The organism is uncultured Bradyrhizobium sp. (assembly GCF_964252615.1).
Taxonomy (GTDB): Bacteria; Pseudomonadota; Alphaproteobacteria; order Rhizobiales; family Xanthobacteraceae; genus Bradyrhizobium.
Genome location: NZ_CAXUNQ010000016.1, coordinates 1 through 12457 on the forward strand (window position 1 = coordinate 1; position 12457 = coordinate 12457).

Genomic DNA, 12457 nt, shown 5'->3' on the forward strand with positions numbered 1-12457 from the left:
ATGTATGGGTCCCCGCCTGCGCGGGGACGACAGTCGAGGGGCGGGATGCTGACCGCGTTCGTTCGGCTGGCTCGATATCGCGGTGTCCGAAAATTCCCGTCGTCCCTGCGCAGGCGGGGAGCCATAACCACCGCACCGGCGGTTACGCGATGACGTTGCAACGCCCTGCCTCGACAGGAGAGCGCGGGATGTATGGGTCCCCGCCTGCGCGGGGACGGCTTGTGTGGCGTCGGGCTCACCCCAGCCGCCAGCCGGCCTCGGCTGCAAAGCTCTGGTAGAACTCCAGATCGTAGGCTTTCTCCGGGTCCTGCCGCACCCTCTCGTCGAGGCGGTGGGCATCGTCGCCGACCAGGATACGCCAGCGCTCGGCCTTGACGCCATCGAGGATAACCGTTGCGGCCTCGGCCGCGGTCATCGGTGCATCCTCGCGGAAACTCCGCGCCCGCTCGGCTGCAAAGGCCTGCACGTCCTCATCCGACATTTTCGACGAGTCGACGCCGGCCATGCCAAGGCGCGTACGCGCCAACGCGATCTCGTTATCGGTGAGGCGTTCGGACCCGGTGCCGCTCTGGATCTTGCGCGAGTTCGACAGGATCGAAGTGCCGATATGACCGGGCATCACCACCGAGCATTTGATATGCGGCGCGTTCAGCCGCAGGTCGTTGATCAGCGCTTCGGTGAACCCCTTCACCGCGAATTTAGCCGCGCTATAGGCGGTGTGCGACTGCAGCATCCCGATCGACGCCCAGAATCCGTTGACGCTGGAGGTGTTGACGATATGGCCCTCGTCGGCCTTTTGCAGCATCGGCAGGAAGGTGCGAACGCCGAGATAGACGCCGCCCCAGCAGATATTGAAGGTGCGCTCCCACTGCTCGCGGGTGTTGGTGAACAGGCTGCCGCCGCCGCCGATGCCGGCGTTGTTGACCAGCAAATGGATGTGACCGGTGGCCTGCTGCTCGACGACCTCGTCGCGAAATCGCAGCAACTGATCCTCAATCGAGACGTCGGCGACGTGGGTGGTGATGCGAAGGCCTTGCGGCAACCGCTCAACCTCGCAAAGCCGCCTGGTTTCCGCCATCGCGTCGGCGGAGACGTCGCACATCGCGACATTGCACCCCTCGGCGACGAGCAGGCGCGCGAGTTCGCGGCCCATGCCCGTGCCGCCGCCGGTGATGACAGCGATTTTTCCAGCAAAATCCTTCATGCGAGATCGCAGGCCTTTCCGTCCCGATCAATTGAATTTGGCCGGAGCGGGAGAATTTGAAAACCTGCCGACCGTGGTTCCAGACTGATATCACATCGTTCCCGAGGTGTCCTGCTCGCTATCGCACGAGAAAGGGTGCATGCGGCCGGCGCAGTATGATTGCAGCCGGGACGGCCTGCAAAGATACGCCGAATCAGAGTCAGGGCCGTCAAAGCCCCGCACCGGCCATGCCTCGCCATTGCCACTTATTCCCGAATAGCGTTTGATAGCGCCGTATGACATGCGCTGGCGGGGCTATGGGATGACCGAATATCGGGCATATTTCGTCGGGACCGACGGACATTTCGTGAGGTTCGCGGGACTGTCTTGTTCGGGTGATTCAGAAGCAATCGAACAGGCCCGACAACTGGCGGATGACCAGGAAATAGAACTCTGGAGCGGGGATCGCTTCATTATCCGGCTGGCACGCAGCCAGATCCGGCGCGATCCATCTTGACAGGCCGATCAGTTCCGCGTGGTTCAAGCGGCGCAACGGCCCAACGGCGCGCACCGCGTATAAAGGATTTTGCCGGTGTCGCTGAAACGGAAGTGTATCCGCACTGGCCGGCCCTCGAAGCTCTGGTAATCCAGGGTCACGCCGTCGGTTTCTGCGGACACGTCATCCATGGCAAAGGATCCGGGCGACGGATGCGCCAGCTTGGGCCGCCAATAGGCTTCCAGCGCCGCGCGTCCGGTCAAGCTCTGGGTTCCGTGGCAGGCGCATTCGATGGTCGCGGCTTCGTCATACAGGTCCAGAAGCACATGGACGCTGCCGCTCCTGCATGCGTCCAGCCAGTCGACGACCGTCGCTACAGGATCGGATTCCTCCCTGGAAATCGACATTTTGTCCACCTAACATCCACGCCTTGCCCCGGGCGCGGACTTAGATGGTTAATCATGAACTGGCGCTGAACCCGGTATTCAGCAGCCGTTGGATTAGGTCGGCAAGGCGGCAATGTGCCGTAACCCCTCACCAGCCGGCCAGAGAGATGGTGCTGTCCGAATTGACGGCATAGGTAACAGGCGAACTTCTGCGCTCGCGGCTGTGCGTCGCCACCCTGGACTTGGCGATTTTCTTCGACCGGGCAACTGGCAAATCGCCGGGAGTATCTGCTTTTGCCGAACGCGCCGCCTTGGCTGAACTCGGCACAGGATCCACGCTGCGCTCGACCAGGCGCGGCTCGACGATGTCCGCCGATCCGCGGAGACAGGCTTTGGAAAAGAAAGGCCAATGCTGGTCTGCGCAGGAGTCCCGGCGGGCGACAGCCGCCGGTACAGGGGCTGTCACGACGCCGTCCGATCGCTGGACGGCTCTCGCACCCAATCCCAGTTGCGCATCCGCGATCAGCGGGAAAGCCACCACCGATATCAGCGCGATTGCGCGGATAACATCGTTTCGGCCAATGCTTGGTAGCGCTTTCATCACATTGCTCGACGTCGTTGACGATGCATCTCAACCGCGCCGCCGTAAGTTGGTTCCCGGGATAATCCGGCAGGCGGCGCGAGATTTTACAGCATCACGTTCGTTCCCTGCCTGTTATATTTCGGGAAAAACATGCAAACCGCTGGAACGATCCGGTGCTCGGGAAGTTCGGCTTCTTTACCCAGAAAACGGAGGCGATCTTGAAACGAATATTGATCACAGGCGCGCTGCTGGCGTCGGCTCTTTCGATGTCGACCATGGCTCTTGCCCAGAGCGGAGTGGCGGGCGGAGCCGTCGGAGGCGCCATCGTGGGCGGAGCCGTCGGCGGTCCCGTCGGCGCTGCGGTGGGCGCTGCGGCCGGTGCTACCGCGGGCGGCATTGCCGAGGACGCGCGGCCGCGCTTCCGCAGCTATGTCGTCGAACGCAAACATCCGTCCTACCGCTATCAGAACGAAGTGCGGGTGGGAGCGGAACTTCCGAGCAACGGCGTCACCTATTATGAGGTTCCAAGCGATTACGGGACCACGCAATACCGCTACACCGTGGTCAATGATCGAACCGTGCTGGTCGATCCGGGAACGCATCGGATCGTTCAAGTCATTGACTGAGCAATCTGCGACCAAGCGCTCTGCGTGACGGAGGGCCGCCCGGCCGGGGCGGCCCGCTTGACCGAAACTCCGCCGGAAAAATGCTGTGCCCATCATCCGCTATGTCTGTCTCGTTGGCTCACTTCTGTTGGGGATGCTTTTTCTGCTAGCGGACCAGGACAAGCCTCCGAACTCACTGACCCCGGATCGCTGGACGGTGATGGACTCGCTCCGCGCCATGGCGCACCTCGGAGAACCGGTTCAAGGACGCCTCGGACCGCAGCATTTCATCCGGTCTGAAACGGTCAAGCCTGATCCGGTTGCGGAAATTACGGACCGGGAAAGGCCGGCAATGATGAATGCCCAGGCGAGCATGGACCCGCCCAAGACGGCAAGACCATCGATAGCGGCCAAACCGCGAAAACAGAAGCTGGCAACCCGGCAGGCTCGGGTCCGCACCGCCGCTGCAGAAAACGCCCAGCGAGTACCTTTCGATAGCTTTCGGCGGCCGTACTGGTAGTTTGCATGATTGGATCCGGCAACCGAACAGCGACAGGTGTACCATGACTGACCGCTTTCAGCTCACGACCCTCATCGCCACGGCGATTAGGGAATGCCGGCTCGACACACTAAATCAGAAAGGCGCTCCACACGAGCCGAATCCCAATGATATGGAAGAGGCACATTGTGTGGCCAAGGCCGTGCTGGCAGCGTTGACCGACGCGGGTTACGAGATATCTCCGAAATAACCCGGGGTCAGCCGATTTCCAGTTCGGCGGCCGCGGGCGGCAAGTTGCACCGGACAAGCGTCCGGCCGTCATTGCGCCAGAACTCGAACGTTCCGCCCAACGCCCGCACCCTCTCCCGCATTCCGGTCAGACCGCGGCCGATCACAGCGTCGGCGGCCATGCCGACGCCGTTATCGGAAATCTCCACAAGCACCTGACCGCCGCTGACCTTCGCCACCAGCCGCATTTGCGTGGCATGGGCATGGCGCAGCACGTTTGTTATTCCCTCCTGCAGAACCCGGTAGACCGTTTGCGCCACGACGCTGTCAACGGAGCCGAGCGCGGGGTCGATGTCGAATATCACCTCGATACCTGCGACCTGCGGCCGAAAATTGCGCAGCAGTTTCCGGACGCTGGATTCCAGTCCCAGTTCCTCGATATGCAGGGGCCGCAGCCGGTCCAGAATTCGCCGGTTGGTGGATTGCAAGGCTTCGACGGATTGCAGGGCTTTCTGCGACGGAGAATCGGCGTTGTCGTGATCGGTCCCGCCACTGTCCACCATCGCGATGACGTTGGCGCGGATTGCAAACAGCAACGGGCCGAGTTCGTCGTGAAGCTCGCGCGAGATGTCCCGCCTCTCTTCGTCCTGGATCGAAACGATCTTACGCAGCAGATTGCGATTTTCGTGATTAAGGTGCGTCAGGGTCGCGGCAAGTTCATTGGCCGCGTCACAGCTCACGCGAATTTCCGGAGGGCCCGAGCAGGCGATCCTGCCGGTGTATTGGCCGTCACGAAGCCGGGCCAGCCCGGCGCCGAGATCGCGCAGAGGCTTCAAGGCGGCATCCACCGTCAGAAAGGTGATCGACAATGTCAGAACCGTAAGCACGGTGCCCGCCGCAAGAATGGCCAGGAAGCCGACCCATTTCTCATAGATATCAGCCCCCATGTCCGGCTCGAACACCAGATTCCCGACACGCCTCCCTTCGATCACGATGGGACTGGAACGCGCGGTTTCAGGCAGCGCCAGCAGGCGGACAAACCATGCCGGAACTTTTGCCCGGCCGCCGCCGACGTAGTTTTCCGGCCGGGATAGCGAAGCGCCGGCAGGCCGGAACTTGATGACGTCGGCGTTCGACGTATTCAACTCGCCAACGAACGCATCCAGCGTCGCTTGCGGATTTGCCGACACGCTCAACGCCCGGTTCAGCGCGGCAGCGATCTGTTGCGAAGACCGTCCCGCCGGCTCGTTTTCGTCGGCAAGTTGATCGGCCGCAAAAATCCGCAGCAGGACCAGACCCGTGACCAGGGCGGCCAGAAACATCGTGCAAAGAAAAATGCACAAACGGGTTCGAAGTGAGTATGTTGTCCACATGCGGATTATTGTAACCTCAAATGCGTTTCGACGCCTGTTCAAGCATCGATAAATACATACCTGTCGGAGACACGGTTGAACCCGATCCGCGATTGCGACGGCATTCATGAAGATACTTATTGTTGACGACCACCCCATGATCGTTTCCGGCTGTCGCTCGTTGTTCGCGTCGGACGCTTCGATAAAGATCGAAGAGGCGAGCGATGAGAAATCCGGTCATCGCGCATATCTTAGCAAGCGTCCCGATGTGACGATTATCGACATCAACCTCCCCGATTTGTCCGGATTCGAACTGATGCGGCGGATTCGGAAGGAAGATCCGGCCGCGAAGATTATCATGCTTAGCATGAATGACGATCCGGCATTCGTCGTCCGCGCCGTCGAGCTCGGCGCGCAAGGTTATGTTTCAAAGGGCGATGATCCGCGTCTGCTGATGAAGGCCGTCAGGAAGGTCGCCGCAGGCGAAAATTTCATTACGCCGCATCTGGCCGAAACCATCACATTTTCGGCGGCAGCGATCCGGGCAAGTCCGGCTTCGCAGATGACGCCGCGCGAACTCGAAATATTGCGGCTTCTGGCGCGCGGAGACAAGATTGTCGAAGTGGCCGACGCCCTTGAGATCTCCTACAAGACGGTCGCCAACACGACTTCGCTCCTGAAGCAGAAGCTCGGCGCCAAGAACCATTCCGACCTCATTCGGATCGCGGTCGAGATCGGGATGGATTAGGCGGCTACCATGGATCGTCCGGCTGGTACGCCAGCGCGCTTCGTGCGCTGCTGAGCGGTAACAGGCGGCTGAAACGCCTGCCGTCCGACCGCTCATACGTTCGCAAAACCATCAGTTCCAATTTGCGGACCGGAGCCCGTTCGACCCGCTTGCGAGGGACGGATCTGGTTTTCGGCGGCGTCGGCTCACGTTGCGCCACGCGAAAAGGTTCGGCGGCAACCCGCGCCGACGTTGCGATGTGCTGTTCGAGGGAACGTGACGGTTGGGCTGGCCGCGAGGGTTCGATTGCCGGTATTGCCGGTAAAGACGCTGGAATTTCGGCGCTCGCCAGTTCGGCTGATGCCGCCGGAACCGATGCTGTTAATTCAGGAGCCGCTTCAGCCTCAACCGGCCTCACGAGCGGCATGCGTTTCTTCGCGGCAAATTGCTGTGTGCTCGTTTTCGATGTCCTAGGATTGGACTGCCAGGGATCCGGCGGCGTAACCAGCCAATGCAGTCCGACGAGATAGCCGCCCAGCGTTACGACGATCGCAAGCATATATCCTAGCAACCCGGGCATGGCGCCTACCTCTGTCGGCATCAACAGGATCGGATGAGCGCGGCGCGGAAACGGCCCCCGCTCATCTGGACATCAATGGTGATGGCGATGTCGACCGCGTGACCAGCCGTAGTGGTGGCCGTGCCCGCGGCCCCATCCATAGTGATGGCCGCGGCCGCCGCGGCCCATATGACCGTGGCCATGGCCACCTTTAACCTGGATTACCGTGTCGGGGGCAAGCGCGTCTGCTGCAACGCGGGGCATGGCGGATGCGGCGGTAGCCACGACGGTGAGCGCTGCGACGACGAGACTTGCTCTGATCAATCGGTTCATGGGGATTCCTCCACCGCACACCGCGGCAATTAGCACAAGTTCCCAGGTAGTTTTTTGTTCCGGGAGCTTCGGCAGCGCTGCCTGCGTATTAAAACGGGTTTCGCGCTTGCCGTTTTTTCCCGATTATTTTCTTGCTCCGGGAACTTTAGCAAGAACCGAAAATTAGCCAGCGACGAACCGGCTTGTCGGTTTCCATCAAAGAGGACATCTCGATGAAGAATTCACTGTTGGGCTCCGTAGCAGCCCTTGCTTTGATAATCGGGGCAGGCTCTGCGTTTGCCCAGGGCACCGGCATGAAGGACGCTCCTGCGGCAGCGGCGCCGAAAGCCGATAGCGCCACGCCGTCACGCGATAGCGCCGCGCCCGCGCGCGATAGCGCCGCGCCCGCGCGCGACAGCACGACCTCCACGCCGAAGGCCGAAACCGCGCCTCCGACGAGTTCCTCGAAGGGATCGGCCGCCGAAACCGCACCGGCTTCCGGCGCGAAATCCGGAACAACCGCTCAAGACAAAGGAGAGCCGAAGGGATCGAAGGCTGCGAACGACACCAAGTCCGGAACCAGCCCGGCAACGACCAGCAACGCGAAGGATGCCAAGAATCCGACGGCTGACAGCAAGTCACCCGGCAGCGACGCCAAGACCACCGGCAACGCCGCAACTTCGGCGACAGCAGCGCCGCCGGCGGAAAAGCGCAGCCAGATCACCTCCGCGATCAAGCAGGAGAAGGTCGAAGAGGTCACCAACGTCAATTTCAATATTTCGGTCGGCACAGCAGTGCCTTCATCGGTGCGCTACCACCCGCTGCCGTCGCGGATCATTGAAATCTATCCGGAATGGCGCGGCTACGACTTCATCGTGGTGCGCGGCAAATACATCATTCTTCGGCCGCAGACCCATGAGATCGTTTACATCATCGAGGGTTAGGCTCGCCTAGGCTTGCACCCCACCGACCGAGACTACGCCCCGCCCGGCAATCCACACTCCCCACGGGCGGGGCTTTTTTGCTTCCGGCTGGCGTTGCGTCGGCACCGCGATTGCGACTATTAAGGTGGCGGCCCCGCCCCGCGGCCAAACGCAAGCCTCGCACCGAAATCAAACCATAGCAGCGCGATGACAGTCTGGTGGGCCGCAGGCGTTCTTTATCAAATCTATCCGCGCTCATTCCAGGACTTAAACGGCGATGGAATCGGCGACCTCCAGGGTATCATCGACCGGCTGCCATACCTGCGCGCGTTGGGTGTCGACGCGATCTGGCTGTCGCCGATTTTTCCCTCGCCTATGGCCGATTTCGGCTATGACATCGCCGACTACACAGGCATCGATCCGACTTTCGGCACGCTGGATGATTTCGACCTGCTGGTGAGATCGGCCCATGCCAGCAACCTGAAGGTCATACTGGACCTGGTCCCGAATCACACCTCGGACCGGCATCCATGGTTCATTGAAAGCCGCCGTTCGCGAGATAATCCAAAGCGCGACTGGTATCTTTGGCGCGAACCGCGTGCCGATGACGGCGCTCCTAACAACTGGATGTCCGAGTTCGGCGGCAGCGCGTGGACGTACGATACCCGCACGCAGCAATATTACTACCACGCCTTCCTCGCCGAGCAGCCCGATCTCAACTGGCGCAATCCGCAGGTGCGTCAGGCCATCTACGACGTGATGAGGCTGTGGCTGCGGCGTGGCGTCGACGGCTTTCGCGTCGACGTCATCTGGCATTTGATCAAGGACGCCGAATTCCGCGATAATCCGCCCAATCCAGACCTTCGACCGGGCCGGCCGCCGCACGAGGCGCTGCTGCCCGTCTATTCCACCGACCGGCCCGAAGTGCTCGAGGTGATCGCGGAAATGCGGCGCGTGGTCGACGAATTCGACCATCGCGTGCTGATCGGCGAAATCTACCTGCCGGTCCAGCGCCTCGTCGCCTACTACGGCAGCAATCTGAGCGGCGCGCATCTGCCGTTCAACTTTACCCTGCTCTCGGCGCCGTGGAACGCGCGCGGCATCGCAACGCTGATCGACGATTACGAGCGCGCCCTTCCTGGCGGCGCGTGGCCGAACTGGGTGCTGGGCAACCACGACCGGCCGCGGATCGCAAGCCGGGTCGGCCGCGCGCAGGCGCGCGTGGCGGCGATGCTGTTACTGACCTTGCGCGGCACGCCGACGATGTATTACGGCGATGAGATCGGTATGCAGCAGGTCGCCATCGCCCCCGACCAGGTGCGCGATCCCTTTGAAAAAAACGTTCCGGGCATCGGCGTCGGACGAGACGGTTGCCGGACGCCGATGCAATGGGATGCCGGTCTGCACGGAGGATTTACGACGGGTACGCCCTGGCTGCCGTTGGCCGGGGACCATCCGCATCAGAATGTCGCGAGCCTTGCCGCCGATCCCAATTCCATCCTGAAGCTTTACGGGGCGCTGATCGATCTGCGAAAGAACATGCCCGAACTGACATCCGGAAACTACACCGCGGTCGCCGCCACCGGAGACCTGCTGGCATACCGGCGCGAGCATGATGGAAAAGCTCTTTTGGTGGTTCTCAATTTCGGCAGCGAATCCTGCGCAGCAGCGCTCGACGCAATCGGGCGCAAGGCCGACATAGTGCTATCCACGAATCTGGATCGTAGCGGCGAAGCATTGTCCGCGAGCGTCGATCTGCGCGGCGATGAAGGCCTGATCATACGGCTGGGATCGGCCGGTCATTCGGGGTGATTGACGTTGACGCCGTCGATATCGGTCCGCTTCAGCAGATAATCCAGCCCGCCGACCCTATACCATCGATAGGCGTACGCCTCGAGCATCACGGTATGCCTGCCCTGATCGTTGGCTTCGCTGTGATCTTCCGACAGCAGGTTGATCAACTGCCGGCCTCGGTCATCTGAAAGTCCGACCGAGAACGACGCCTCCTTCGGCTTTTCGTCGAGATTATGCACAAAGACCACTGAATTGTTGCGCCAGTCGTATCGCATGGCGAAAACGGCGGGATCGCGCGTGGCGATGATGCGGAAGTCGCCCCAGCCGATTTCCGGCACCTCCTTGCGCATGCGGATGATGCGTTCGGTCCAGTTCAGCATCGAGTTGGGATCGCGGCGCTGCTTGGCGACATTGACGTGCTGATAGCCGTAAGGACCCTGGTCGATGACCGGCGAGCAAGGCTTGTCGCTTTCGGTGAACCCGCCATGCGGTTCGGTCGACCATTGCATCGGCGTGCGGGCGCAATTGCGTTCGGGCAAATCGAGGTTGTCGCCCATCGCAATTTCGTCGCCGTAGCGGATCACCGGCGTACCCGGCAGCGTGCACATCAGGCTGTAGGCAAGCTCCAGTCGCCGCCGGTCGCCGCCCAGCATCGGCGCAAGGCGGCGGCGGATACCGCGGTCGTAGAGTTGCATGTTCTTGTCCGGGCCGAAATTCTTGAACACCAGCTCCCGTTGCGCCTTGGTAAGGCGGCCGAGATCGAGTTCGTCGTGGTTGCGAAGGAACAGGCCCCATTGGGCGGTTGCGGGACGCGGTTTGGTCTGCTTCAGCGCCGCCGCGAGCGGCCGCGAATCCGCCGACGCCATCGCATAGAACAAATGCTGGTTGACGTGGAAATTGAACATCATGTGCATGCGGTCGCCGGTTTTGCCGAAATATTCCATATCGGTTTTGGGCAGAACGTTGGCTTCGGCCAGGATGATCGCATTGCCTTGCCGCCATTGCAGGAATTCACGCAGCGATCGCAGCATGTCGTATTGCTCGACCGGCTTCCGCACGTTCGGGCCTTTGGTCGCGATCACGAACGGCACCGCATCCATCCGGAAACCGGAGACGCCGAGTTGAATCCAGAAACCCATGATCTTGAGGATCTCGGCCTGAACGTAGGGGTTCGAGGTATTGAGATCGGGCTGGAAATCATAGAAACGATGGAAGAACCAGGCCTTGGCTTCCTTGTCGCGCGTCCATGTCGATTTCTGCACGCCGGGGAACACCATGCCGGTATTGGCATTGGCGGGCCGCTTGTCGGACCAGACGTACCAGTCCCGATACCGAGAGTCCGGCGAGCTGCGCGCTTGCCGGAACCATGGATGCGCATCCGAGGTGTGGTTGACCACGAGATCGATAATGACGCGGATGCCCCGTTGCTGGCAGCCATGGGTGAATTCCACGAAGTCGCCCAACGTGCCGTATCGCGGATCGACGCCGTAATAGTCGGAGATGTCGTAGCCGTCGTCGCGTCCCGGGGACGGCTGAAACGGCATCAGCCAGATCGCGGTCACGCCCAGCCCGTGAAGATAATCAAGACGCCGCGACAGACCTTTGAAATCGCCGACCCCGTCGCCATCGGCGTCCATATAGGTCCCAACCGACAAGCAATAAAATACGCCGTTCTTGTACCAGAGGTCGTCAATCATGAACGGTACCGGTGAAGGAAATTCGAAATCGTTCAACAGCGTGACGGGCAACCGGTTCCAGTGCCCGATCCGGCACGGACTCATCGGCGGAACTTTTAACCCATTGCAACATTTTCCCGATGGCTAATTACAGCCGCTGGGAGTTAAACGATGGAGCAAGCATTGAGGACGCCGACGCAGGCGGATATTGTTGAACCGTCCATATCAGGGGTGTCCTGGGCTGCGGTGCTGGCCGGCGGGACAGCCTCCGGCGCGCTGACACTGGTTCTGCTTTCGCTGGGCACGGGACTGGGATTATCGGTGGTTTCGCCGTGGGGAAATTCGGGCGTTTCCGCAACGACATTCAAAATCGGGACGGGCCTGTATTTCATCGTGATGGCGATGATTTCATCGGCGATCGGAGGCTACCTCGCAGGGCGCCTGCGATCGAAATGGGTGGGCGTCCATACCGACGAGGTTTATTTCCGGGATACCGCGCACGGCTTTCTGGCCTGGGCATTTGCATCCGTCATCGGCGCGATCTTGCTGGCCGGTCCGGCAAGCTCGCTGATCGGCGGGGCGGCATCCGGAGCAACGCAGGCCGCGGCCAATGCCGCTCAGGCTTCCGGACCCATGGATGGTTACGTCGATACCCTGCTGCGTTCCGACAATCCGTCCGCCTCCGCAAATCCCGCCGATTCCCGCAGCGAAATGATGCGGCTGTTCACCACCGGCTTTCGCAACGGTAGTGAATTCAATCCCGCCGACCGGGCTTACGTGGCCAAGGTGGTGTCGGCACGTACCGGTCTTAGTCAGGCGGACGCCGAGAAGCGCGTCACCGAGGTCACCGCTCAGGTCAAATCCGACCTCGACAAAGCCCGCAAGGCGGCGGCGCAGTTGGCGTTATGGCTGACGGCCTCGCTGTTGATCGGCGCATTCTCCGCCTCTCTGGCGGCAACCGAGGGCGGCGGCATTCGGGACGGCACCTGGGGCAAGAAACTGCTGCGTCGCTGAAACCAACCGAAAGGAACAGATCATGCCGATTCTTCTATGGCTCGTGGGTATTCCGATTCCGCTCATCCTGCTCATCCTGCTGTTGCGCTGAGCAGCTCATCATTGCGAGAAGCAGCGACG

General features: G+C 61.2%; 11 protein-coding genes. 6 read left to right on the forward strand and 5 right to left on the reverse strand.

Annotated elements, in window-relative coordinates; genetic code table 11:
* Positions 1-235: 235 nt before the first annotated feature.
* From ACFE72_RS10935 to ACFE72_RS10945, 3 genes are all read right to left on the reverse strand, one after another.
* Positions 236-1204, reverse strand: coding sequence for an SDR family oxidoreductase (locus ACFE72_RS10935; protein WP_375413114.1), 969 nt, complete (start codon positions 1202-1204; stop codon positions 236-238).
* 519 nt (positions 1205-1723) lie between these two features.
* Positions 1724-2086, reverse strand: coding sequence for a nuclear transport factor 2 family protein (locus ACFE72_RS10940; RefSeq protein ID WP_375413115.1), 363 nt, complete (start codon positions 2084-2086; stop codon positions 1724-1726).
* Between the two features lie 127 nt (positions 2087-2213).
* On the reverse strand, positions 2214-2666 hold the full coding sequence (locus ACFE72_RS10945) for a hypothetical protein (RefSeq protein ID WP_375413116.1): 453 nt from the start codon (positions 2664-2666) through the stop codon (positions 2214-2216).
* 197 nt (positions 2667-2863) lie between these two features.
* On the opposite strand from ACFE72_RS10945, the gene ACFE72_RS10950 reads away from it, so the two are divergent.
* Positions 2864-3274 carry a DUF1236 domain-containing protein gene (locus ACFE72_RS10950; RefSeq protein WP_375413191.1) on the forward strand — a complete coding sequence of 137 codons (411 nt, stop codon included), beginning with the start codon at positions 2864-2866 and terminating at the stop codon, positions 3272-3274.
* Positions 3275-3359: 85 nt separating this feature from the next.
* Positions 3360-3773, forward strand: a complete 414-nt coding sequence (locus ACFE72_RS10955; protein WP_375413117.1) for a hypothetical protein — start codon at positions 3360-3362, stop codon at positions 3771-3773.
* Between the two features lie 236 nt (positions 3774-4009).
* On the opposite strand, the gene ACFE72_RS10960 is transcribed toward ACFE72_RS10955, so the two are convergent.
* The gene (locus ACFE72_RS10960) at positions 4010-5302 is read right to left on the reverse strand and encodes a histidine kinase (protein ID WP_375413118.1); all 1293 of its coding nucleotides are present in this window, start codon (positions 5300-5302) and stop codon (positions 4010-4012) included.
* Between the two features lie 157 nt (positions 5303-5459).
* Here ACFE72_RS10960 and ACFE72_RS10965 point away from each other — a divergent pair, with 157 nt between their 5' ends.
* From ACFE72_RS10965 to ACFE72_RS10975, 3 genes are all read left to right on the forward strand, one after another.
* Positions 5460-6080, forward strand: coding sequence for a response regulator (locus ACFE72_RS10965; protein WP_375413119.1), 621 nt, complete (start codon positions 5460-5462; stop codon positions 6078-6080).
* Positions 6081-7163: 1083 nt separating this feature from the next.
* On the forward strand, positions 7164-7874 hold the full coding sequence (locus ACFE72_RS10970; protein ID WP_375413120.1) for a DUF1236 domain-containing protein: 711 nt from the start codon (positions 7164-7166) through the stop codon (positions 7872-7874).
* A 186-nt stretch (positions 7875-8060) separates the two neighbouring features.
* Positions 8061-9665, forward strand: coding sequence for an alpha-amylase family glycosyl hydrolase (locus ACFE72_RS10975; RefSeq protein WP_375413121.1), 1605 nt, complete (start codon positions 8061-8063; stop codon positions 9663-9665).
* Here the strand turns inward: ACFE72_RS10975 and ACFE72_RS10980 are convergent.
* Positions 9653-11344 carry an alpha-amylase family protein gene (locus ACFE72_RS10980; protein WP_375413122.1) on the reverse strand — a complete coding sequence of 564 codons (1692 nt, stop codon included), beginning with the start codon at positions 11342-11344 and terminating at the stop codon, positions 9653-9655. The genes ACFE72_RS10975 and ACFE72_RS10980 overlap by 13 nt on opposite strands.
* Before the next feature lie 150 nt (positions 11345-11494).
* Between ACFE72_RS10980 and ACFE72_RS10985 the strand changes: the two genes are divergently transcribed.
* Positions 11495-12337: a hypothetical protein gene (locus ACFE72_RS10985; RefSeq protein ID WP_375413123.1), complete on the forward strand. Its 843-nt coding sequence runs from the start codon at positions 11495-11497 to the stop codon at positions 12335-12337.
* The last annotated feature ends 120 nt before the right edge of the window (positions 12338-12457 follow it).

Bases quoted from the DNA above. Each gene is read 5' to 3' on its own strand.
- ACFE72_RS10940 (WP_375413115.1), bottom strand. From the start codon at position 2,086: ATGTCGATTTCCAGGGAGGAATCCGATCCTGTAGCGACGGTCGTCGAC.
- ACFE72_RS10960 (WP_375413118.1), bottom strand. From the start codon at position 5,302: ATGTTTCTGGCCGCCCTGGTCACGGGTCTGGTCCTGCTGCGGATTTTT.
- ACFE72_RS10965 (WP_375413119.1), top strand. From the start codon at position 5,460: ATGAAGATACTTATTGTTGACGACCACCCCATGATCGTTTCCGGCTGT.
- ACFE72_RS10975 (WP_375413121.1), top strand. From the start codon at position 8,061: ATGACAGTCTGGTGGGCCGCAGGCGTTCTTTATCAAATCTATCCGCGC.
- ACFE72_RS10980 (WP_375413122.1), bottom strand. From the start codon at position 11,344: ATGATTGACGACCTCTGGTACAAGAACGGCGTATTTTATTGCTTGTCG.
- ACFE72_RS10945 (WP_375413116.1), bottom strand. From the start codon at position 2,666: ATGAAAGCGCTACCAAGCATTGGCCGAAACGATGTTATCCGCGCAATC.
- ACFE72_RS10935 (WP_375413114.1), bottom strand. From the start codon at position 1,204: ATGAAGGATTTTGCTGGAAAAATCGCTGTCATCACCGGCGGCGGCACG.
- ACFE72_RS10985 (WP_375413123.1), top strand. From the start codon at position 11,495: ATGGAGCAAGCATTGAGGACGCCGACGCAGGCGGATATTGTTGAACCG.
- ACFE72_RS10970 (WP_375413120.1), top strand. From the start codon at position 7,164: ATGAAGAATTCACTGTTGGGCTCCGTAGCAGCCCTTGCTTTGATAATC.